A 21685-nucleotide genomic window follows, 5' to 3' on the forward strand; every position below is an offset into this window, starting at 1 on the left:
TGTCTTGTTTACTTCTTATCTAGTTTTGAAGGTGCAAACCTTTTTATATTATATGGTCTAGTAGCAATAGCGGAGAGGCCACACCTGTTCCCATGTCGAACACAGTAGTTAAGCTCTCCAGCGCCCATGGTAGTTGGGGCTTTGCCCCTGCGAGAGTAGGACGCCGCTAGGCTTTATAATCAACATAATTATAGTCGGTGAATTAGTTATTAATCACCACATTATCGCGGGGTGGAGCAGTCTGGTAGCTCGTCGGGCTCATAATCCGAAGGTCGTAGGTTCAAATCCTGCCCCCGCAACCAATTTCATAGTTATAAGGTCTAGTAGCAATAGCGGAGAGGTCACACCTGTTCCCATGCCGAACACAGCAGTTAAGCTCTCCAGCGCCCATGGTAGTTGGGGCTTTGCCCCTGCGAGAGTAGGACGCCGCTAGGCAATTAAAAGCAAGGATATTGAGGGGAAATTCTCAATATCCTTGCTTTTTTTCTAGGAAATAAAGGACTCTATACTCAATGTGGTGGTGTCCGCAGAAATAGAAAGACTTTAAAAGAGAGGAGTACTTACAAAAAGATGATAAATAACTGTTCGTTAATAAATATTACTTGAAGATAAAGAGTTCCTAACGCTGTTATTTCTTTATAATAAAATATAAAAGCATTCTGGGTACTAGAGAATGGTAAACTTTACGATAACAACAGGCTATGCAATATTTAACTCAATCAAATACTGGTGAACTTATGAATTACCAACTATATTTTGATAAAGAACCTTTCTATTTTGATAGGTGTCTTTTAATTGGCTCAAAGTCAAAAAGTTTTCCTTCATAAATTAAATGAAAATATTCATTTTTGCGAAAGTCATCAGGCGTTACAAGGGCTGGGAGTTTTCCCCATAGTTTAATGCCTGATCGGCTTAACACTTCTGCAACAAATTGAGAACAAAAGTAGGAATTACTGAACTCAACTGGCTCTTTTAAAGAAATACCGATTACACCTAATATGTTATATAGAAATTTATCATCATTTTTTATAAATACGTCAAGTACACGTTTCATCTTTTCAATTTCCCGTTCCGTCACCTTAAGTTTATAAATAACACAAGTAGTATCTTTATAACGACTATAAGTACCTGTGAAAATATCTTCTTTCACAAATCCTCCATTAAATGGATTTTTTGGATTTTTTCGGCCAAAGCTGTACATTTCCTTTAACTCTGAATCAAAAGAGAGCGAGGAGTGATTGTAGGGGGCTTTCGTATATTTTTTTATTACATTTGTAAATAGTGTACCTGTATCAGAAAGCATAATATAGACGTAACGATTTACATTCATTAACATACCTCTTTTTAATTATTCTTATTATCTTTCAATTATATAGTATTTTTAGTAAAATGAATGCAGTTTTAACAAAGAAATGGGTGGAAATTGTGGTTGAAACACTTTGGACTTTATCTATCATTTTTATGGGATTATTATCTGTGACCATTGTACTATTTGTTTTAAAGAAACAAGAGTCAAAAAAGGACTTTTCCGGGATATTAGTTCGCATAAAGACATGGTGGGGAATGTTTGTTGTTTTCTGTTTTGCGACACTTTTTAATCCAGTTGTCTCTTTATTATCTTTAATGGTTCTTTGTTTTTTTGCATTAAAGGAATATTTCTCAATGATGAAAACAAGGAAATCTGACAGGCGGTTATTTCTGTATTGTTATTTAGTTATTCCGGTTCAGTTTTATTGGATTTATATTGGTTGGTATGGTATGTTCATAGTTTTCATTCCTGTCTATGTTTTTTTATTTTTGCCATTACCTCGAATTATTCGTAAAGGAACGTTAGGTTTTCTTCGCTCAGTAAGTATGACACAATGGGGCTTGATGCTTATGGTATTTGGTTTAAGTCATTTGGCTTACTATCAGTTTGCTACACCAGAGTATGGATCAAGTTTAGTTTTGTTCTTAATTGTATTGACACAATTAAATGACGTTATTCATTATCTAGTCTCTCTTTATTTTGGCAAGAATAAAGTTGTTCCATCTGCAAATCCAAATATAACGTGGGAAGGTTTCATTGGAGCACTGTTATTTACAACATTAATTTCTTATTTCTTGTACCCTTTTCTCACACCATTTGGTTTAACGTTCGGTATATTATCAGGTGTAATAATAAGTATTGCGGGCTACTTAGGAAGCTTAACTATATCTGTATTAAAGCGAGACTTATTAATTAATGATAGTGAAAAAAATGAAGCTTTAAAAGATAGTTATTTAAACCGAATTGATAGTTTAACATACACATCACCAATATTTTTCCATATCATTCGTTATTACTTTGATTTTATGTAGAGAATATCTATCAATAAAACAAGTATTTGAATAAGATGTTAATAAAGATTGTTACTAGATAATAAAAAGTTCATTATATGTATTTGTTGTAATATTAATTACGACCTATTTATTGCTTTAAATTTTTGGATTTCACAATCTAAGATCATTTCTAACCCGAATTTCAATTAAAAATATTTACTAGGCAAGTGTCACAATTCTTTAATTATATACGTATAATGGTGAGGAATAAGGGGTGGTGACGTGGAATCTCAAGTTTCATTTAACAAAAATGGTCAAATTAATATTGTATTACATGAAAGAGATAATTATATTATAGAGAACAATGATCAAATCAATAATAATAGTAATGACCCTTTTCAAAGAATTGACCAGGATTTTTCCTCTTTTATTGGAATGGACCGTCTAAAGGAAACAATAAAAGAAATTTATGCAAATATACAAATTAATCAACAACGAGAAAAGGTTGGTTTGAAAGTACAACAACAAGTACTTCATATGCTCTTTAAAGGGAACCCCGGTACAGGTAAGACAACAGTTGCAAGAAAATTAGCTCAGGCATTTCATGAAATGAATGTTCTTTCTAAAGGCCATTTTATTGAGGCTGAAAGAGCGGACTTAGTAGGAGAGTATATTGGACACACTGCTCAAAAAACAAGAGATTTAGTTGAAAAAGCAAAAGGAGGTGTCTTATTTATTGATGAGGCATACTCGCTTGCAAGGGGCGGAGAAAAAGATTTTGGAAAAGAAGCCATTGATACATTAGTCAAACACATGGAAGATCACTATAATGAGTTTATTTTGATACTAGCTGGCTATCCTCATGAGATGAACCATTTCTTATCTTTAAATCCTGGGCTATCATCCAGGTTTCCGATTGTAATGGATTTTGATGATTATTCCGTGGAACAGTTGTTGAAAATTGCTCGTCAAATGGCACTTGAAAGAGAATATCAATTAACAAAAGATGCCGAATTAAAATTACGTGATTATCTAATAAAAGAAAAGCAAAATCAGTATTTTAAAAGTTTTTCTAATGCCCGGTTTGTTCGTAATACTATTGAAAAATCAGTTAGAAAACATGCCGTTCGTTTAATGAAAAAGCAGCATTACTCAACAGAAGAACTCATGTTAATTACCAAGAATGACTTAACTATAGAATAAAATTTTTGAACCTCTTGGCACCATTAGTCAAGAGGTTTTATATTAAATGATTCTAATCATAAGTGTTAGCGTCCATCCTTTTCATTATCTTCTTACATAGAATATTCGTAAAGGATGGTGATCTACAATGCCGAACATGCGTAGAAAATTAGAGTATAAGTTAGGAATTCCTATGGATAACATCTCAAAATTAGCAAAAACTTTTAGTGAAACAGATATGTCTGATGAAAAGAGAACAAGGCAATTTGCAAAACAAGTGAGAAGACAGACAGGACTTGCTATACCAAGAGAAATGGAAGATTTTATCATTCGGAAAATGGTTAATCGTAGGAGATAATTGAATGGAGTTTGCGCAGGCCATTCTTATGGTCTGCAAATTTATATAGAGTGCACCAGACTTTTATATAATGTACGTTAGTTAAGTACTCTACATTTTACTTTCAAAATCATTTTGGTAAAATATAGATACTACATACTTTAATTGATAAGGTGTGTGTTCGACCCTGATAGAGATAAGGAAGAGGTTTTATATATGGAAGAAAAAGTGCTTATAATAGCTGTACATCACTTAAAATACGATGAACAAAGGCTCGAGTTTTCATTAGAAGAACTACAATCACTGACTGAAACAGCAAAAGGAAAAGTGTTAAAAGTAATATCACAAAAGCGAGAAAGAATTCATCCAGCCTTATACATGGGTGAAGGTAAAATAGAGGAAATTAAAGAAGTTGTTGATGAACTTGAGATTGATTTAGTTATATCTAATGACGAATTATCTGCTGGACAGTCAAGAAACCTAAATGAGCGGTTGGAAGTACCTATTATTGATAGAAGTCAATTGATACTTGATATTTTTGCTCAACGGGCCAATACAAAAGAAGGTAAACTGCAAGTAGAGCTGGCACAATATCAGTACATGTTACCAAGGCTTCATGGTCAAGGACAAGCTTTGTCTCGTCTAGGTGGTGGGATTGGAACTCGTGGACCTGGTGAAACTAAATTGGAGTCAGACCGAAGACACATTAGACGAAGAATTGATGAAATCAAACGTAGATTATCCACTGTTGTAAATCAACGTGAGCAATACCGGAAAAGAAGAAGAGATAATAAGGCTTTTCAAATTGCAATAGTTGGTTATACAAATGCTGGTAAATCGACTTTGTTTAATAGGTTAACGAATAGTCATTCATTGGAGGAAAATAGATTGTTTGCAACACTTGATCCAATGTCTAGACAAATTCAGTTGCCATCAGGTTTAAACGCAATACTAACAGATACAGTTGGTTTTATACAAGATTTACCGACATCACTAATAGCAGCATTTAGATCTACACTTGAGGAAGCAACAGAGGCTGATTTTATTATTCATATGGTTGATGCATCTCATCCTGATCAATTACAACATCAACAAACAGTGATTAAATTATTAGAAGAATTAAATGCTGATCAAATCCCGATGTTGACCGTATATAATAAGAAGGATTTACTCACTGAGGATTTCATTCCACATGCACATCCTTTTATTACAATCAGTGCATATGACGATTTCGATATAAATCAAGTATTGCTTAAAATGGAGAGTGTAATAATCGAGCAGTGGGAATCTTATCACACATTTGTTCCGGCGGACCAAGGGAAGTTATTACAGCAATTAAACCATAACACAATTGTTAATGATCAAACATTTGATGAACCTCTCGAAGGTTATGTCATTCAGGGTCACATTGACCCAGAACATCCATTGAAATATATGATGAAGGAGCAATAATTTTGTCCACGTTTGAACAATTGGCAGATGCCATAGAAATTGAACTAGAACCATTATTTAAAAAGATAAATAAAACAGCTGAAAAAAATCAGAAAAGAGTGTTAGAAGCTTTCCGAAGTCAAAGGGTAAGTGATAGCCATTTTAATCCAACTACTGGTTATGGATATGATGACTATGGTAGGGATATTTTAGAAGCAGTCTATGCAAGTGCATTCGGTGGGGAAGATGCATTAGTTCGACCACAAATAGTTTCAGGAACACACGCTATTACTATCTCTTTGTTCAGCATGCTTAGGCCTGGAGATGAATTGCTATATATTACAGGGAAACCCTATGACACTTTGGAAGAAGTTGTAGGATCACGTGGCTCAAACAACGGTTCGTTGAAAGATTTCGGGGTTGGGTTTAGTGCAGTTCCATTAACTGAAAAAGGTGAGATAGACTATCAAAATGTAAAGAAGAGTATAACAGCTAAAACAAAAGTTATCGGAATACAAAGGTCAAAAGGATATGAAGATAGGCCATCTTTTACCGTGAATGAAATACAAACCATGATTTCATTTGTAAAAGGAATTAATAAAGATATTGTAGTATTTGTAGACAATTGCTATGGTGAATTTGTAGAATTGAAAGAACCTACACATGTAGGAGCTGACTTAATTGCAGGGTCATTAATTAAAAATCCAGGTGGTGGAATAGTCCGGTCTGGGGGATACATTGTAGGAAATAAAGCGTTAGTCGAACAGGCTGCAAATAGACTTACAGCACCTGGATTAGGAAAAGAAACTGGTGCAAGTTTAGGAATGTTACAAGAAATGTTTCAAGGTTTTTTTCTTGCACCACACGTCGTGAGTGAAGCCCTTAAGGGAGCAATATTCACTTCGCGATTTTTGGTAGAGTTTGGCTTTAAAACATCACCTGGTTATAATGTTACACGTACAGATTTAATACAATCTGTAACGTTTGATACAGCAGAACAAATGGTTAGTTTTTGTCAAGCTATTCAGTGGGCTTCTCCTGTAAATTCTCATGTAACACCATATCCATCAGCAATGCCTGGCTATGAGAGTGATGTTATTATGGCAGCAGGTACTTTTATTCAAGGTGCAAGTTTAGAGTTAACTGCAGATGGCCCAATTCGTGCACCATATGTTGCATTTGTGCAAGGGGGATTAATATATACCCATGTGAAAATTGCTATAATAGAAGCTGTAGCATATATGCATCAAAAAGGTTATGTTGAATCTAGTAAATAAAGCTAAATAACCTAGTTTTTCTTTGTTTTTGTTAAATAGTATGACATGTGGAAAATATACTAGAAATTACAACGATTTAGTCGCGAATACTATAATTAAGTAAATTTTTTGATTTTTTTAATGTCAAGAAAGCTCACACGTATTGACAATTATATTTCCGCGTGTATAATTAACTTATGGAAAAGTTGAGTAGGAAAGGGGTTGAGTAAATGAGCGATATGGATAGACGTTCAATGCCCTTATTTTCCATTGGTATAGTTAAGTCATTGACTGACCTTACAGCAAGACAAATTCGTTACTACGAAGAGCATAACCTTATTCATCCAGCACGGACGAATGGTAATCAAAGGCTATTTTCTTTCAACGATGTAGATCGATTACTAGAAGTAAAAGAGTTGATTGAGAAGGGGATTAATTTAGCAGGCATTAAGCAAGTTTTGTCTATTAAAGATTTACCAAGAACGAAAGAGTTGGATGAAGGTCAAGAAACACCTGAACTTACTGATAAAGAGTTAAGAAAGATTCTACAAAAAGAATTATTAGATTCAGGAAGACTTGGCAAAACTTCGTTACGCCAGGGAGAATTATCTAGATTCTTCCATTGAAAAGTATTATCAAAGGAGAGGGAAAAAACATGGGATTGACAAGAGAAGAAATCAAGCAAAAAGTACAAGAGGAAAACGTTAAATTTATTCGTCTACAATTCACTGACTTATTAGGAACTATTAAAAACGTAGAAATACCTCTAAGTCAATTAGACAAAGCATTAGATAACGAAATGGCTTTCGACGGTTCATCTATTGAAGGGTTTGTACGAATTGAAGAATCTGATATGAAATTATATCCAGATCTTGATACATTCTTAGTATTCCCTTGGACTTCTGAAAAGGGTAAAGTAGCGCGTTTCATCTGTGATATCTATATGCCGGATGGTACACCATTTGAAGGTTGTCCTCGTTACAACTTAAAACGTAACCTTAAGAAAATGGAAGAGTTAGGATTTAGTGCTTTCAATCTTGGAACAGAGCCAGAGTTCTTCCTTTTTAAATTAGATGCACAAGGTGAACCAACTCTTGAACTAAATGATAAGGGTGGTTATTTCGACCTTGCTCCAACTGATCTTGGTGAAAACTGCCGTCGTGATATCGTGTTAGAATTAGAAGGAATGGGCTTTGAAGTAGAAGCATCTCACCATGAGGTTGCTCCTGGACAACATGAAATTGACTTTAAATATGCTGACGCAGTTAAACATGCTGATGACATCCAAACGTTTAAATTAGTTGTTAAAACAATTGCTAGACAGCATGGTTTACATGCGACATTTATGCCTAAGCCTTTGTTTGGTGTAAACGGTTCTGGAATGCACTGTAACATGTCTTTATTTAAAGGTAAAACAAATACGTTCCTTGATGAAAATGGTCCATTACAGTTAAGTGAAACAGCTTATCAGTTTATCGCTGGTATTATCAAACACGCATTAAGCTTTACTGCGGTAACTAACCCTACAGTAAACTCATATAAGCGTCTAGTTCCAGGATATGAAGCGCCATGTTATGTTGCTTGGTCTGGTACTAACAGAAGTCCACTTATCCGTGTACCAGCTTCAAGAGGTTTGAGTACTCGTATTGAAGTTCGTAGTGTAGACCCTGCTGCAAATCCATACTTAGCAATGTCTGTATTACTAGCAGCTGGTCTAGACGGTATTGAAAATAAATTAGAAGCTCCAAAAGCTGTAGATCGTAACATCTACATCATGGACAAAGAAGAAAGAGAAGCAAACGGTGTTGCAGATCTACCAGCAACATTATATGATGCAATTCAAACGCTTAAGTCTGATGAAATCATGGTAAATGCTTTAGGTGAGCACATATTTGAACACTTTGTTGAAGCAAAAGAAATTGAATGGGACATGTTCCGTACTCAAGTTCATCCTTGGGAAAGAGAACAATACTTATCTCAATATTAATTCCAAAAACCTTGGCGCTACTAGCGCCAAGGTTTTTTAGTGCGCAAAGTTTAACGATGTGGAGCAATATTTTTTATATCTATATCTACATCTGATCGTCCTTAACTATTAATACTTAGTATAATTAACTATAATAAGTAAAACTTAAGTAGTATGAAAACATATAATAGGAAGTAAAGTAGTAGGTTTTGGAGGGTTGAGAATTGAATAAGCCGAGATATTATTCGAATATTTATTGGCATTTTACTGGAGGACCTGTTTCAAATAATAATACGTCTATTTGGCATCATTATAGGTCGTTAAAGGATGTAAAAGAAAATTCAAGCTTAAGAGACCCAAAAAAGGCGTTGAATAATTTAAAAAATATAATCAAGACGAAGATACTTAAAGCAACAACTACAGAGTTAATTTCTGAATCAGTGGAAACTAATGAGTTTTGTTGTGTAAGTGATGTACCCTTGAAAGATTTAACATATCATAGGAAATATTATGGTGATTATGCGATAGGATTTACTTCTAAGAAAATCCATGAATACTTCCATCCTGTATTATATTTAGATCCTTTTTATGCAAGTATAAATAACAAGGAACTTGGTTTTAAAAAGGATCAACAGGGCTCAGAACCCATGTTATGGGAATTAATAGGTGTAAAGAAAGAAAATCCATTAATAAATTTTTTGAAGATAACAAGTTTTTCTAAAAACTATGATTATTCTTTTTATGGGGAACGTGAATGGAGATGTTTAGATGATTTTAAGTTTAAAGAAGAAGATTTAGAAGCTATAATCGTACCTAAAGATAGAGTGGAAGAAATACATCATTACTTACATAGTAATGGTTATCATAACATAAGCCTTCTCAGTTGGGACCTAATTGAAAATATGTGAAATACATTAAAAATAAAACCAGTCAAAAATATATGACTGGTTTTAGCTTTAATGTATGTGTCGGTATAGGCCAATTACTTTTCCAAGAATGGATACATTTTTGTAAATAAGAGGTGCCATTGTAGCATTTTCTGGTTGTAGTCTTATATGGTCTCTTTCTTTGAAAAACCTTTTAACTGTAGCTTCTTGTTCGTCAGTCATAGCTACTACTATTTCTCCATTTTGAGCAGTCTGTTGCTGCTTAACAATAACCATATCTCCATCAAGTATCCCAGCTTCTATCATACTTTCGCCTTCAATTACAAGTACAAAAATATTATCATCAGGATTGGCAATTGAGATTGGTAGAGGAACATATTCCTCAATATTCTCTACTGCTGTTATGGGAATACCAGCAGTTACTTTACCTATAACTGGAGCAAATGTAGCTTCCCCTTTTGGAATAGAACCTTCTTCTTCTAAGTGTAGTACTTCTATTGCTCTTGGTTTTGTTGGGTCTCTTCTAATATAACCCTTTTTTTCTAAGCGGGAAAGATGACCATGAACTGTCGAGCTTGATGCTAGACCAACTGCTTCACCAATTTCTCTTACTGAAGGAGGGTACCCTTTATCAATTACTTGTTCTTTAATATATTGCAAGATTGCCTGCTGTCTTTTTGATAGTTTTGTCATTAGAAGAACACCTCGTACATATTATTTAATATCATGATTATACCATGATTGCCAAAGTTATACAAACATCCGTTCGAAAAAAACTGTTGACAAGAACGAGTGTTCCTATATAATGGAGGTATAAGCGAACAAAGGTTCTTATAATGGTGTGGAGGTGTAAAAATGTTTCATAAACTATCAAAAGTTGATTTATTTTATTTTGTGGCTTTTTTACTTACATTAGGATTTATGTATTATTCAATGGTTACTAGTTAAGTAACTTTATCTTTAGAATTGAGGAAAAAATATGAATGCTTTAATATATTGTCGTGTTAGCACAGAAAAAGAACAACAAAACTCTTCGTTAAAACGCCAAAAAAAAGAATTAATAGATTTGGCAATCGAATCTGATATGAATATTGTAAAAGTTATTGAAGAAAAAGAAAGTGGATATGAAATTGAGCGAGATGGGATTTTTGACATGTTAGAATTATTTATTAATAAGAAAGCAGATTGTTTATTGATTCAAGATGAAACTAGGTTAGGAAGAGGAAATACTAAAATCGCATTATTTCACCAATTAAAAAAATTGAATATCCCTATTTACACTTTGTCTTATCAAGGGAAACTAGAGTTATCAGAATCGGATTCGATGGTCTTACAAATTGTTAGTATAGTTGAAGAATACCAAAGAAGAATTCATAATGTTAAGATTAAAAGGGGTATAAACAAAGCAATAAAAGAAGGATTTGACCCTGGTAAAAATTTATCCAATCACCGTAATGCCTCTGGAAGAGAACGGATTAAATTCCCGATTCAAGAGGTGGTTAGATTAAGGAGAAATAAACTAACATTTGCTGAGATTGCTGTTACGCTAAGAGGTCTTGGGTATAATGTATCCAAAGCAACTGTTCATAGAAGATATAAAGAGCATGTATTACTTGAATCGGAAGAAAAACTTAATATAGAATAAGAAGACAAGGAAACCAACTTAAGGTACTTGTCTTTTTATTTGTGTAAATAACTGTTAATATATTATGGAAACATAAAGGAGAATAAATATGCTTGATAAGGATAAAATAAGTCGAATCAATGAACTGGCAAAAAAAGCAAAGAATGAAGAGCTTAACCATGAAGAAAAAGCTGAACAGAAAAAGTTAAGAGAAGAATATTTACAAAATGTGCGTAAGTCGTTTAAAAATCAATTTAAAAGCATGACCGTGGTAGATCCTAATGGAGATGATGTAACCCCCGAAAAGGTTAAAGCTCTAAAAAAAGACAGCAAAAATAAATATCATTAAAGGATTGACACAAAAATGTTATAAATAACAAGTAATATAATAAGAATTTATTAAGTTTTCTTACTATATTACTTGTTTATTCTTATGTTTCATTATAGGATAATAAATGTACGTACATATTTCGCAAAATTGAAAGGGGAACAAAATAATGTCGAAACAAACAGAACAGCGTTCTATTAACTCGATAAGAACTTTAGCAATAGACGCTATTGAAAATGCAAATTCAGGGCACCCGGGCTTACCAATGGGTGCAGCTCCCATGGCTTATACATTATGGACAGACTTCATGAATCATAATCCTAAAAACGCAGATTGGTTTAATAGAGATAGATTTGTTCTATCTGCTGGTCACGGTTCAATGCTACTTTATGGACTACTTCATTTATCGGGATATAATGTAACAATTGAAGATTTGAAAGATTTCCGTCAGTGGGGTTCTAAAACTCCTGGGCACCCTGAGGTAACGCATACACATGGTGTGGAAGCTACTTCTGGTCCATTAGGTCAAGGTTTTGCTATGGCGGTTGGTATGGCTATGGCGGAAAAACATCTTGCTGGTAAATACAATCAGAATGATATTTCAATTATTGATCATCACACATACGCATTAGTTAGTGATGGCGATATTATGGAAGGGATTTCGCATGAGTCTGCATCACTTGCAGGTCACTTAGGACTTGGGAAATTAGTGGCTTTGTATGACTCTAATGATATTTCATTAGATGGTGAATTAAATCAATCTTTTTCTGAAAATGTTGAAGATCGTTTTAAAGCTTATGGTTGGCAAGTAATAAGAGTTGAAGATGGTAATGATACGGAAGCTCTCCGTAAAGCAATAGATCAAGCTAAACAAAATACGGATCAGCCTACTTTAATTGAAGTTAAAACGGTTATTGGTTACGGCTCACCAAATAAATCGGCATCATCAGCATCCCATGGTGCACCTCTTGGGGCAGATGAAATAAAACTAACAAAAGAGTTTTATGAGTGGGAACACGAGGACTTTCATGTTCCTGAAGAAGTCTACAATGATTTTAAGGAAAAAATCGTAGAGCGCGGACAAAAAACTGAATCAGAATGGAATACTTTATTTGAAAAATACGAAAAAGCTTATCCAGAGTTAGCAAAAGAGCTTAAACTTGCAATGAAAGGTGAGCTTCCTGAAGGATGGGAAAGTGAACTACCGGTTTATGAAGCTGGAAAAGATACGCTAGCTACTAGAGCATCATCAGGTGAAGTACTAAATAGTATTGCTCAGGCAGTACCATACTTCTTTGGAGGAAGTGCAGACTTAGCTGGTTCTAATAAAACAACCATTAAAGATGGTGGCGACTTCTCTAAAAACGACAATGCTGGAAGAAACATTTGGTTTGGTGTACGTGAATTCGCTATGGCAGCTGCAGTGAATGGTATGGCACTTCACGGTGGATTAAAAGTATTTGGTTCAACATTCTTTGTGTTTAGTGACTATTTACGACCAGCTGTTAGATTGTCAGCTATTCAAGAAGTTCCTGTAACATATGTTCTTACACATGATTCGATTGCTGTAGGTGAAGATGGTCCTACTCATGAACCAGTGGAACAGTTAGCAGCGTTCAGAGCAATGCCGAACCTTTCAGTAATCAGACCAGCTGATGGTAATGAAGTATCAGCAGCATGGCGTTTAGCGTTAGAATCTGAGACAACTCCAACTGCATTAGTTTTAACTCGTCAAAACCTTCCTACACTTGAAGGAACAGACAAGAATGCATATGAAGGAGTTAAAAAAGGTGCATATGTTGTAAGTCCTGCTACAAAAGAAACTCCAGATGCTCTATTACTTGCAACTGGATCGGAAGTCCAGTTAGCTGTTAAGGCTCAAGAAGAGTTAAAAGCGAAAGGGCATGATGTAAGTGTTGTAAGTATGCCATCTTGGGATCGTTTCAAAAACCAAGATAAAGCATATCAAGAAAAAGTTTTACCTAAGGCAGTTAAAAAACGTCTTGCTATTGAAATGGCTTCTCCATTTGGCTGGGAACGTTTTACTGGCGATGAAGGTAAAATTTTAGCAATTGACACATTTGGTGCTTCTGCTGATGGAGAAAAGGTAATGGCTGAATATGGATTTACAGTAGAAAATGTTGTAAAACAAGTTGAGTCTTTATTTAATTAATCAATCAAAAGCCCTTGACGTTATTTTGGTCAAGGGCTTTTAATTGAAAATTGGTAAAATGACAAAACTTGATGGTTTTTTTAACGCAGTATGACATGAAGTTTACTCGTTTTTCTGTATAATGTTTGTCAAAGTAGGAGGGACAAGCTTATGCAGAAATTTACTATTTTTTGGGTTGAAGAAGAGTTTTGTTATCATTATTATTACAAATCAGATATATTATATCGATTTTTCAATGAGTATATGAGTAATATTTCCAGGATGGACCTATTGTCTCAGTTTATATATGTTACTCGTGTGATTCCATATAATCATTTATTAACTCATATAAAAAGACATCAATGTACTATTTCTATAAGCAAACATGAAAATAGAATAGAATTAAGAAAAGGTGAACAAACGCTAACTCTATACTTAGATAAGCGTTTCGTTACGATTGAATGTGATTCTGTACAAGAGGCGGATTCAATCTTGTTCCAATCATTAAAAAGGTTCCATCCAAGTTTTTTTATTATCGAACAAGGTTCTTCTAATTCTGGTTGGATTACACCCGTTAAAAAAGAAGTTTTACTTTAAAACATTGCTATTGTAATATAATCTATGATTTACTATACTGTATGAGAGACAACATGAAGGAGGAAAGCGGACATGGGCACAATTTGGGTTGTACTAATCGCTATCGTAGCCTTAATTGCTGGTGTCGCACTTGGATTTTTCATTGCTAGAAAGTATATGATGAATTATTTAAAAAAGAACCCACCAATTAACGAACAAATGTTACGAACATTAATGATGCAGATGGGGCAAAAGCCATCGCAAAAGAAAATTAATCAAATGATGCGTGCGATGAATAATCAACAGAAGTAACTAAATAATGGACAACCTGATATAGACGTTACACAAAAAAGATTATTGCACATATAAATCCCTTGCACCTTTTGGTGACAAGGGATTTATATCTTAACAGATTAGTTTAGGAAATATATTTATTTGAATTTTATTGATTATAGGTAATTACACTTGAGGATATTTAAAAATTATTACATAATAAAAATAGTCTTTTACATAGGTAAGTTGAAACTTGGGAGGGAATTATGTCTGAATTAAATATATTTGTAGCGTTTGGTGCTGGATTTTTATCTTTTATATCACCTTGTGTATTACCCTTATATCCAGCTTTTTTATCCTATATAACCGGGATGAGTGTAAGTGATATAAAAGAGGAAAATGCCATGTTTAATATGAAAAGTGTCCTTCATACAATATTTTTCCTTATAGGTTTTTCAAGTATATTTGTGCTGCTTGGTTTTGCCACATCGTATGTAGGTGAATTTCTTTTCACATGGCAAGATTTAATTAGACAGCTTGGAGCAATTTTAATTATCTTTTTTGGATTAGTTATTATTGGTGTTTTTAATTTTCAATTTTTAATGAAGGATAAGAAAATAACTTTTAAAAATCGCCCAACTGGTTTCTTAGGTTCTTTTCTTATAGGAATGGCATTCTCACTTGGTTGGACTCCATGTACAGGTCCTATCTTAATGGCAGTCTTATCTATGGCGGCAACTCAACCTGAAACTGGAGTAATAATGATGGTAGCATATTCTCTTGGTTTCTCTGTTCCCTTTTTGATCTTATCTTTTTTTATTGGAAAGATGAAATGGATAAAAAGAAATGGCCCTCGTTTAGTTAAAGTTGGTGGCTATATTATGATATTTATGGGTGTATTTCTATTTTTTGATTTAATGACTAAGCTAACCTCTTGGTTGGCAGGTTGGTTTAATTTTTACGGTTTTTAAAAGAAACAGAATTGCATTAATTATTAATTTGTAAACAAAATAATATGTTGCTATATTATCCCATGATTAAAGATTCTGACTGATATTTAAGTAAAGCAATCGTAATTTTAAGGAGGAAACATATGGCTAACATACTAATTGTAGATGATGCAAAATTCATGAGAGTAACAATAACAAATATGCTTAAAAAAGGAGGTCATGTTGTTGTCGGAGAGGCTGAAAATGGAAATGAAGCCATCGAATTATTTGAGTCTTTAAGACCCGACCTCGTAACAATGGATATTACTATGCCTGAACTAAATGGAATTGATGCACTAAAAAAAATATTGAAAATTAATAGTAATGCTAAAGTAATTATGTGTTCGGCAATGGGACAACAAAAACTAGTAGTAGATGCTATTGAATTAGGTGCCAAGGATTTTTTAGTTAAACCTTTTGAAGAAAATCGAGTGCTGGAAGCTATCAATCGTGTACTTGATTAAACTGAATAATAGAAAGAGATGATACTAATGTTTTGGGCTATAGCCAGTAGTATAGTTGGAATAATGATGGCTATTGCCATGATATTTATTAGATTAAGAGCGTCGAAAAAACCTGCAAGTGTACGTAAAATATTATTACCTCCATTGTTTATGAGCACTGGTGCTTTTATGTTCCTATTTCCGATGTTTCAAATATCTTGGAGGCAAGTGGCTGAAGCATTGCTTGTAGGAATGGTATTTTCTATATTACTTATAAAAACTACTAAATTTGAAATTAAAGATAAATCAATTTATTTAATACCATCAAAGATTTTCGTGGTCATATTATTTGGTCTTCTATTATTAAGAATTGTTTTAAAGATTATAATCGGGCAATCAATTTCAGTTGGCGAAACAAGTGGTATGTTTTTTTTATTAGCCTTTGGTATGATAATCACATGGAGATTATCTATGGTATATAAGTTTAAAAGAATAAAGAAGCAATTATAAAATCCTAGGTTTATTTCTACATATGCGTGCGCAAACCTGAGTTTTAGAAGTACTAATACGAAAAGCCAAGCCTTTGTTCCTGCGATTCTTTTCTATGTATCATTCCTTTATACTAAGCTAGGGCAATTAAGAAAATGCTCTAAGTGTTAGCTGAATTCTGTAAATTATATAATTTTCTAGATAATAAAAAAGACCTTCAATTTAATGAAGGTCTTTTCCTATTCCTATTTAATCAAACAATGAGAGGTATGGTGTAACATCGATTTTTTTTTCATCCAACTTTTTTAAAAGGAATTTATGATCTCTTTTAGGAGTAGCCAAAATATATCCTTCTATTAAAATGTCTTGAGATATTATTTTTCTATTTTTTTGTAGAGCTATTTCTCCAATTTTCCCAGCTATTTTTTGTCTAGCAACATCTCTGAATAATTCTGGGACTGGAGATATTAGCTCTTCTAATAATATTTTCTCTTGATCATTCCACATATGCCGTGTTTTATCTACATAATGTTCTTCCCAATCTATGATGGATTTTCCGTCTTCTTTAGGTAATTTTTTAAGGAATTTTCGAAACATAAAAAATCCACCGATTGCTAGTAATCCTACTAGTAAAAATGTCCAGAATACGATAAATATCGCAAAACTTGTTGTCATATTATCACCAATTCTTTCATTATATACAAGAAAAATAATACAAAAGTTTCACTTTTATGATTTTTGTAGTAATATTACTAATAATTAGAACTTATTTAGTTTACTCTAAATTCAGCTTCATTTTGCATATTTCTCATTTACTCTAATATACTTTTTTATATAACTTTATTATATATTACATTATAACATTACTAGTGTTAAGTGGAGTAATGTTATAACTTTAAAAATTTTCAATAGGATTGGGGGAAGATGTTTGTGACGCCGAATTTTTATTATAGAAGCAATAATAACAATAATGATAAGGGCGTGTCTTCACCCAGCTATTATACTAATACATATAAACTTTCAAAGCTACCAGAGGAGACTCTTGATTGGATTGAGGATAATGGTTTTGATTTAATCACAATATGTGATTCAATGGGGAAAATTATATATATATCGCAATCTGTAAAAAAAATACTAGGATATGAACCAGAACTTTTAATTGGCAAATTCATAAAAGAGTATGTTGCTCCAAATGAATATAAAATAATTGTTTCTAAAATTGAGAAGTATAGAAATTATTCGCAAAAATTCACCCTAAGTATAAGAGATTACATTGGGAAGTATATTTGGGTTGAAACGGCAATGAAAAAAATAGAAAATAACGATGACAAAGATATATTTATATTACTAACAAAAGATATAACCGATAAAAAAGAAGCAGAAGAGATGTTGATTCGTTCAGAAAAAATGTCAGTAGCTGGACAACTTGCAGCTGGTGTCGCTCATGAAATTAGAAATCCACTTACGTCATTAAAAGGTTTTATACAACTGCTTCAATCAGGCATTAAAAGAAAAGATGAATATTACAAAATAATGATAGATGAGATTGACAAAATTGATACAATAACATCAGAACTATTATTCATATCAAAGCCTATGACGGATGAAAAGAAATTAGAAAAACTTTCTATCATGTTAAATGATGTAATTACTTTGTTACGTTCACAAGCTAAATTGTTTAATATTGAAATATCACTTTGTATGGATCAAGATCAGTTAATATATTGTGACCGGACTCAAATTAAGCAAGTATTAATTAATTTATTGAAAAATGCAATAGAAGAAATGAAAGACGGAGGAACAATTGAAGTAGTTCTCACTAATAATGAAGATTATTGTTCCATTTCCATTATTGATGAAGGACCAGGAATTCCGGAACATATTTTACATAAATTAAAAGAGCCTTTCTTTACCACTAAAAAAGATGGAACAGGGTTAGGTTTAATGATCTCCTATAAAATAATAGAAAATCACCAAGGAAACATAGAGATTCATCAAAACGAAGATAAAGGCAGTACTTTCAAAATTAATTTGCCGGTTTACTCCACATGATAGAAGTACCTCTAAAAATAGAGGTACTTCTATTTATTTTCTACATATCGTGGGAAGCGCCTTTCTTCTGTCTGCTGTGTTTTCTATTTTTAACCTTTTTTGAACCACTCAGGGGTTCATTTGGTTGTTGTTTTTGGTTGTTTTTCTTTGTCATTTTTTCAACCTCCTCAATCTTTATTTTTAGATAGAACTTACTGTTTTATACATAATGAATTGTCAATGAAAGCTTGAGTAAACTAGTTACTGTGAAAGGAGGTAAAAAAGATGGACGATCAAGTGAATAAGTTTGTACTACAAACTATCAACGAAGACGAATATGGAGCAGAATTAGCTCACTTAACTGATGAAATTAACGAGGTATATCTACAAGTTAATCATGCATTGCAAGTCGCTGATAAGCGTGAAGTCAATCAACTTGGGGATTATAAAGAAAAATTAAATCAAATAAAAAAACAACTATAGAATTGAGATATTACAAAGTAATCAGCCCTCTTTATTAAAAGTGGGCTGATTTTGGTGAATTTTCTGGCTAATCATTTTACTTATAAACCGATTTCATTTAAAATAATATAGGTGCCTTATATAAAATAATGGCAAGATTTAAGGGAATGGAGAGATCGGACTAACGATCTGAATTTACAGAAGGGGGTAACGATAATGACAACAAATGACGCTTTCAAAGCACACAAACAGTTCGAATTAAATGGAAAAAAGTATAATTACTACAATTTAAAGGCATTAGAAGATGCTGGTCTTGGAGAAATTTCTCGTCTACCATTTTCCATCCGTATTTTGCTGGAATCGCTTGTAAGACAACATGATGGACATGTTATTAAAGATGAGCACGTAAAAAGTCTTGTAAAGTGGGGGCAGACAGAAGGAAATGATGTACCATTTAAACCTTCTCGAGTAATTTTGCAAGATTTTACAGGGGTTCCTGCAGTAGTTGACCTTGCATCTTTACGAAAAGCAATGGTTGATATGGGTGGAGAACCGAATAAAATAAACCCCGAAGTGCCTGTTGATTTAGTTATTGATCACTCCGTACAAGTAGATCAATACGGTACAATGGACGCACTTAAAGCAAATATGGAGTTAGAGTTCGAGCGAAATATGGAACGATATGAATTTTTACATTGGGCACAAAAGGCATTTGATAACTATCGTGCAGTTCCGCCTGCAACAGGAATTGTTCACCAAGTTAATTTAGAATATATTGCAAATGTAGTTCATTCTATTGAAAATGATCAAGGTGAATACAATGCATTTCCGGATACGTTAGTAGGTACTGATTCACATACAACCATGATCAATGGTTTGGGTGTATTAGGATGGGGTGTTGGTGGTATTGAAGCGGAAGCAGGTATGCTAGGGCAACCTTCTTATTTACCTGCACCAGAAGTGATTGGTGTTAAATTTACTGGCAGTTTTCCAGAGGGAACAACAGCCACCGACCTTGCACTTAAAGTAACACAAGTATTACGTGAAAGAAAAGTTGTTGGGAAGTTCGTTGAATATTTTGGTCCTGGTTTAAAAGATATGCCACTTGCAGATCGTGCTACAATTTCTAATATGGCTCCGGAATATGGTGCTACTTGTGGTTTCTTCCCTGTTGATCAAGAAGCACTCAACTATTTACGCTTAACTGGTAGAAGTGAGGAACATATTGAATTAGTTGAAAAATACTGTAAAGAAAATAATCTTTGGTATTCCCCAGATGTAGTTGACCCAGAGTTCACTGAACTAGTCGAAATAAACTTATCTGAACTGGAACCGAATTTGTCTGGACCAAAACGTCCACAGGATTTAATTCCTCTTTCTCAGATGAAAAAATCCTTTAATAAAGCTATCACGGCTCCGGCTGGTAACCAAGGATTTGGACTTGATAAAGATCAATTTGATAAAGAAGTAACAATAGAGCACCCAAGTGGTAAATCATCTGTAATGAAAACCGGTGCTGTAGCTATTGCAGCAATAACTTCATGTACAAACACGTCGAATCCTTATGTAATGCTTGGAGCAGGTCTTCTTGCTAAAAAAGCAGTTGAAAAAGGATTAGAAGTTCCAGCGTATGTTAAAACTTCCTTAGCCCCAGGTTCTAAAGTGGTAACAAGATACTTAGAAGACGCTGGTTTGATGCCGTACTTAAACGATTTAGGATTTAACTTGGTTGGATATGGTTGTACAACTTGTATTGGAAACTCGGGACCATTGTCGGAAGAAATCGAAGAAGCTATTGCGAATAACGATTTAACTGTTTCTTCTGTTTTATCCGGTAACCGTAACTTTGAAGGGCGGATTCATCCGTTAGTCAAAGCTAATTATCTTGCATCACCACCAATAGTTGTCGCATACGCATTAGCAGGAAGTGTTGATGTAGATTTAAACAATGAACCTCTTGGAAAAGATAAGGATGGAAAAGATGTTTATTTTAGTGATATTTGGCCTTCGATGCAAGAAGTTAGAGATGAAGTAGCAAAAGTAGTTACTCCTGATATTTTCCGTAAAGAATATGAAGAAGTATTCGATTCTAACGAAGAATGGAATAATATTAATACTACTGACGAACCTTTATACCAATGGGATAAGGATTCTACCTATATCCAAAACCCTCCATTCTTTGAAGGACTGTCAAAAGATCCAGGTAAAGTAGAAGTGCTTTCTGGCTTACGTGCAGTTGGTAAATTTGGTGATTCAGTAACAACTGATCATATTTCTCCAGCTGGAGCGATCGCAAAGGATATGCCAGCAGGAAAATACTTGCAAGAAAAAGGTGTATCACCTAGAAACTTCAATTCATATGGGTCTAGACGGGGTAACCACGAAGTAATGATGCGTGGTACATTCGCCAATATTCGTATTAAAAATTTACTTGCTCCTGACACTGAAGGTGGTTATACAACATACTGGCCAACAGAAGAAGTAATGCCAATTTATGATGCAGCAATGAAGTATCAAGAAGATGGTACAGGATTATTAGTAATGGCCGGCAAAGATTATGGTATGGGAAGTTCTCGTGATTGGGCTGCTAAAGGTACAAAACTATTAGGTATCAAAACGGTAATTGCAGAGAGTTTTGAACGTATCCACCGTTCTAACCTTGTTATGATGGGGATCCTTCCACTACAATTTAAAGATGGTGAAAGCGCAGAATCGCTTGGTTTCACTGGCAGAGAAACTTTTAATGTGGAAATTGACGAAACCGTTAAACCACATGATGTGATAAAAGTTACCGCTACAGATGAAGAAGGTAATAAAAAAGAATTTGAAGCAATTGCACGATTCGATAGTGATGTAGAAATCGATTATTACCGCCATGGTGGTATTCTGCAAATGGTGTTACGTAATAAAATGGCAGTAAAATAAATCAAATACAAAAAGGCAGCTTGCTAATCAAGC

23 protein-coding genes, 1 tRNA gene and 2 rRNA genes are annotated in these 21685 nt (G+C 33.7%); 22 read left to right on the forward strand and 4 right to left on the reverse strand.

What is annotated here, in order from left to right; all coding sequences use genetic code 11:
- Positions 1-56 precede the first annotated feature (56 nt).
- The 3 genes from rrf (QQS35_RS03495) (at position 57) to rrf (QQS35_RS03505) (ending at position 435) form a co-directional block, all read left to right on the forward strand.
- A 5S ribosomal RNA gene (gene rrf, locus QQS35_RS03495) occupies positions 57-172 on the forward strand.
- A gap of 53 nt (positions 173-225) precedes the next feature.
- Positions 226-302: transfer RNA gene (locus QQS35_RS03500), tRNA-Met, on the forward strand.
- Between the two features lie 17 nt (positions 303-319).
- Positions 320-435 (forward strand): 5S ribosomal RNA (rrf, locus tag QQS35_RS03505).
- 337 nt (positions 436-772) lie between these two features.
- Here the strand turns inward: rrf (QQS35_RS03505) and QQS35_RS03510 are convergent.
- Positions 773-1330, reverse strand: a complete 558-nt coding sequence (locus QQS35_RS03510; protein WP_285930419.1) for a hypothetical protein — start codon at positions 1328-1330, stop codon at positions 773-775.
- 95 nt (positions 1331-1425) lie between these two features.
- On the opposite strand from QQS35_RS03510, the gene QQS35_RS03515 reads away from it, so the two are divergent.
- From QQS35_RS03515 to QQS35_RS03550, 8 genes are all read left to right on the forward strand, one after another.
- Entirely contained in the window at positions 1426-2340 is a 915-nt protein-coding gene (locus QQS35_RS03515; RefSeq protein WP_285930421.1) for a phosphatidate cytidylyltransferase, read from the forward strand.
- A gap of 243 nt (positions 2341-2583) precedes the next feature.
- Complete coding sequence (spoVK, locus tag QQS35_RS03520; protein ID WP_285930423.1) at positions 2584-3504, forward strand: stage V sporulation protein K; 921 nt, start codon at positions 2584-2586, stop codon at positions 3502-3504.
- 127 nt (positions 3505-3631) lie between these two features.
- The gene (locus tag QQS35_RS03525) at positions 3632-3841 is read left to right on the forward strand and encodes a stage VI sporulation protein F (RefSeq protein WP_285930425.1); all 210 of its coding nucleotides are present in this window, start codon (positions 3632-3634) and stop codon (positions 3839-3841) included.
- A 195-nt stretch (positions 3842-4036) separates the two neighbouring features.
- Positions 4037-5272, forward strand: coding sequence for a GTPase HflX (hflX, locus tag QQS35_RS03530; RefSeq protein WP_285930427.1), 1236 nt, complete (start codon positions 4037-4039; stop codon positions 5270-5272).
- Between the two features lie 2 nt (positions 5273-5274).
- Complete coding sequence (locus QQS35_RS03535; protein WP_285930428.1) at positions 5275-6528, forward strand: methionine gamma-lyase family protein; 1254 nt, start codon at positions 5275-5277, stop codon at positions 6526-6528.
- A gap of 209 nt (positions 6529-6737) precedes the next feature.
- Positions 6738-7133, forward strand: coding sequence for a MerR family transcriptional regulator (locus QQS35_RS03540; protein ID WP_285930429.1), 396 nt, complete (start codon positions 6738-6740; stop codon positions 7131-7133).
- Positions 7134-7162: 29 nt separating this feature from the next.
- Positions 7163-8494: a type I glutamate--ammonia ligase gene (gene glnA, locus QQS35_RS03545; protein ID WP_285930430.1), complete on the forward strand. Its 1332-nt coding sequence runs from the start codon at positions 7163-7165 to the stop codon at positions 8492-8494.
- 203 nt (positions 8495-8697) lie between these two features.
- Positions 8698-9381, forward strand: coding sequence for an abortive infection system antitoxin AbiGi family protein (locus tag QQS35_RS03550; protein ID WP_285930432.1), 684 nt, complete (start codon positions 8698-8700; stop codon positions 9379-9381).
- A gap of 48 nt (positions 9382-9429) precedes the next feature.
- Here the strand turns inward: QQS35_RS03550 and lexA are convergent, their stop codons facing one another.
- Positions 9430-10053 carry a transcriptional repressor LexA gene (gene lexA, locus QQS35_RS03555; protein ID WP_285930433.1) on the reverse strand — a complete coding sequence of 208 codons (624 nt, stop codon included), beginning with the start codon at positions 10051-10053 and terminating at the stop codon, positions 9430-9432.
- A 286-nt stretch (positions 10054-10339) separates the two neighbouring features.
- Here lexA and QQS35_RS03560 point away from each other — a divergent pair, with 286 nt between their 5' ends.
- The 8 genes from QQS35_RS03560 (at position 10340) to QQS35_RS03595 (ending at position 16255) form a co-directional block, all read left to right on the forward strand.
- Complete coding sequence (locus tag QQS35_RS03560; protein WP_285930434.1) at positions 10340-11005, forward strand: YneB family resolvase-like protein; 666 nt, start codon at positions 10340-10342, stop codon at positions 11003-11005.
- Positions 11006-11093: 88 nt separating this feature from the next.
- Positions 11094-11333 (forward strand): DUF896 domain-containing protein, encoded by a 240-nt coding sequence (locus QQS35_RS03565; RefSeq protein WP_285930436.1) that lies wholly within the window; start codon positions 11094-11096, stop codon positions 11331-11333.
- 148 nt (positions 11334-11481) lie between these two features.
- Positions 11482-13485 carry a transketolase gene (tkt, locus tag QQS35_RS03570; protein ID WP_285930437.1) on the forward strand — a complete coding sequence of 668 codons (2004 nt, stop codon included), beginning with the start codon at positions 11482-11484 and terminating at the stop codon, positions 13483-13485.
- Positions 13486-13635: 150 nt separating this feature from the next.
- Positions 13636-14061 (forward strand): sporulation inhibitor of replication protein SirA, encoded by a 426-nt coding sequence (gene sirA / locus QQS35_RS03575; RefSeq protein ID WP_285930438.1) that lies wholly within the window; start codon positions 13636-13638, stop codon positions 14059-14061.
- A gap of 72 nt (positions 14062-14133) precedes the next feature.
- Positions 14134-14352 carry a YneF family protein gene (locus QQS35_RS03580; protein WP_285930439.1) on the forward strand — a complete coding sequence of 73 codons (219 nt, stop codon included), beginning with the start codon at positions 14134-14136 and terminating at the stop codon, positions 14350-14352.
- Between the two features lie 227 nt (positions 14353-14579).
- Entirely contained in the window at positions 14580-15284 is a 705-nt protein-coding gene (locus tag QQS35_RS03585) for a cytochrome c biogenesis CcdA family protein (protein WP_285930440.1), read from the forward strand.
- A gap of 122 nt (positions 15285-15406) precedes the next feature.
- Positions 15407-15766, forward strand: coding sequence for a response regulator (locus tag QQS35_RS03590; RefSeq protein ID WP_285930441.1), 360 nt, complete (start codon positions 15407-15409; stop codon positions 15764-15766).
- A 27-nt stretch (positions 15767-15793) separates the two neighbouring features.
- On the forward strand, positions 15794-16255 hold the full coding sequence (locus QQS35_RS03595) for a CcdC family protein (RefSeq protein WP_285930443.1): 462 nt from the start codon (positions 15794-15796) through the stop codon (positions 16253-16255).
- 228 nt (positions 16256-16483) lie between these two features.
- On the opposite strand, the gene QQS35_RS03600 is transcribed toward QQS35_RS03595, so the two are convergent.
- Positions 16484-16909, reverse strand: a complete 426-nt coding sequence (locus QQS35_RS03600) for a DUF2621 family protein (protein WP_285930445.1) — start codon at positions 16907-16909, stop codon at positions 16484-16486.
- A 255-nt stretch (positions 16910-17164) separates the two neighbouring features.
- Here QQS35_RS03600 and QQS35_RS03605 point away from each other — a divergent pair, with 255 nt between their 5' ends.
- A complete protein-coding gene (locus QQS35_RS03605) occupies positions 17165-18286 on the forward strand; it encodes an ATP-binding protein (RefSeq protein WP_285930446.1) in 1122 nt (373 codons plus the stop codon).
- A gap of 40 nt (positions 18287-18326) precedes the next feature.
- Here the strand turns inward: QQS35_RS03605 and QQS35_RS03610 are convergent, their stop codons facing one another.
- On the reverse strand, positions 18327-18440 hold the full coding sequence (locus tag QQS35_RS03610; RefSeq protein ID WP_285930447.1) for a small acid-soluble spore protein P: 114 nt from the start codon (positions 18438-18440) through the stop codon (positions 18327-18329).
- A gap of 110 nt (positions 18441-18550) precedes the next feature.
- Between QQS35_RS03610 and QQS35_RS03615 the strand changes: the two genes are divergently transcribed.
- Positions 18551-18748, forward strand: coding sequence for a hypothetical protein (locus tag QQS35_RS03615; protein WP_285930448.1), 198 nt, complete (start codon positions 18551-18553; stop codon positions 18746-18748).
- A 195-nt stretch (positions 18749-18943) separates the two neighbouring features.
- A complete protein-coding gene (acnA, locus tag QQS35_RS03620; RefSeq protein WP_285930449.1) occupies positions 18944-21652 on the forward strand; it encodes an aconitate hydratase AcnA in 2709 nt (902 codons plus the stop codon).
- The last annotated feature ends 33 nt before the right edge of the window (positions 21653-21685 follow it).

The sequence above is a fragment of the Aquibacillus rhizosphaerae genome (genome assembly GCF_030282825.1).
Lineage (GTDB): Bacteria > Bacillota > Bacilli > Bacillales > Amphibacillaceae > Aquibacillus_C > Aquibacillus_C rhizosphaerae.

Coding starts and splice junctions, on each gene's coding strand:
- QQS35_RS03510 (WP_285930419.1), bottom strand. CDS start 1,330: ATGAATGTAAATCGTTACGTCTATATTATGCTTTCTGATACAGGTACA.
- QQS35_RS03525 (WP_285930425.1), top strand. CDS start 3,632: ATGCCGAACATGCGTAGAAAATTAGAGTATAAGTTAGGAATTCCTATG.
- hflX (WP_285930427.1), top strand. CDS start 4,037: ATGGAAGAAAAAGTGCTTATAATAGCTGTACATCACTTAAAATACGAT.
- QQS35_RS03540 (WP_285930429.1), top strand. CDS start 6,738: ATGAGCGATATGGATAGACGTTCAATGCCCTTATTTTCCATTGGTATA.
- glnA (WP_285930430.1), top strand. CDS start 7,163: ATGGGATTGACAAGAGAAGAAATCAAGCAAAAAGTACAAGAGGAAAAC.
- lexA (WP_285930433.1), bottom strand. CDS start 10,053: ATGACAAAACTATCAAAAAGACAGCAGGCAATCTTGCAATATATTAAA.
- QQS35_RS03560 (WP_285930434.1), top strand. CDS start 10,340: ATGAATGCTTTAATATATTGTCGTGTTAGCACAGAAAAAGAACAACAA.
- QQS35_RS03565 (WP_285930436.1), top strand. CDS start 11,094: ATGCTTGATAAGGATAAAATAAGTCGAATCAATGAACTGGCAAAAAAA.
- tkt (WP_285930437.1), top strand. CDS start 11,482: ATGTCGAAACAAACAGAACAGCGTTCTATTAACTCGATAAGAACTTTA.
- sirA (WP_285930438.1), top strand. CDS start 13,636: ATGCAGAAATTTACTATTTTTTGGGTTGAAGAAGAGTTTTGTTATCAT.
- QQS35_RS03580 (WP_285930439.1), top strand. CDS start 14,134: ATGGGCACAATTTGGGTTGTACTAATCGCTATCGTAGCCTTAATTGCT.
- QQS35_RS03585 (WP_285930440.1), top strand. CDS start 14,580: ATGTCTGAATTAAATATATTTGTAGCGTTTGGTGCTGGATTTTTATCT.
- QQS35_RS03590 (WP_285930441.1), top strand. CDS start 15,407: ATGGCTAACATACTAATTGTAGATGATGCAAAATTCATGAGAGTAACA.
- QQS35_RS03595 (WP_285930443.1), top strand. CDS start 15,794: ATGTTTTGGGCTATAGCCAGTAGTATAGTTGGAATAATGATGGCTATT.
- QQS35_RS03600 (WP_285930445.1), bottom strand. CDS start 16,909: ATGACAACAAGTTTTGCGATATTTATCGTATTCTGGACATTTTTACTA.
- QQS35_RS03610 (WP_285930447.1), bottom strand. CDS start 18,440: ATGACAAAGAAAAACAACCAAAAACAACAACCAAATGAACCCCTGAGT.
- QQS35_RS03615 (WP_285930448.1), top strand. CDS start 18,551: ATGGACGATCAAGTGAATAAGTTTGTACTACAAACTATCAACGAAGAC.
- acnA (WP_285930449.1), top strand. CDS start 18,944: ATGACAACAAATGACGCTTTCAAAGCACACAAACAGTTCGAATTAAAT.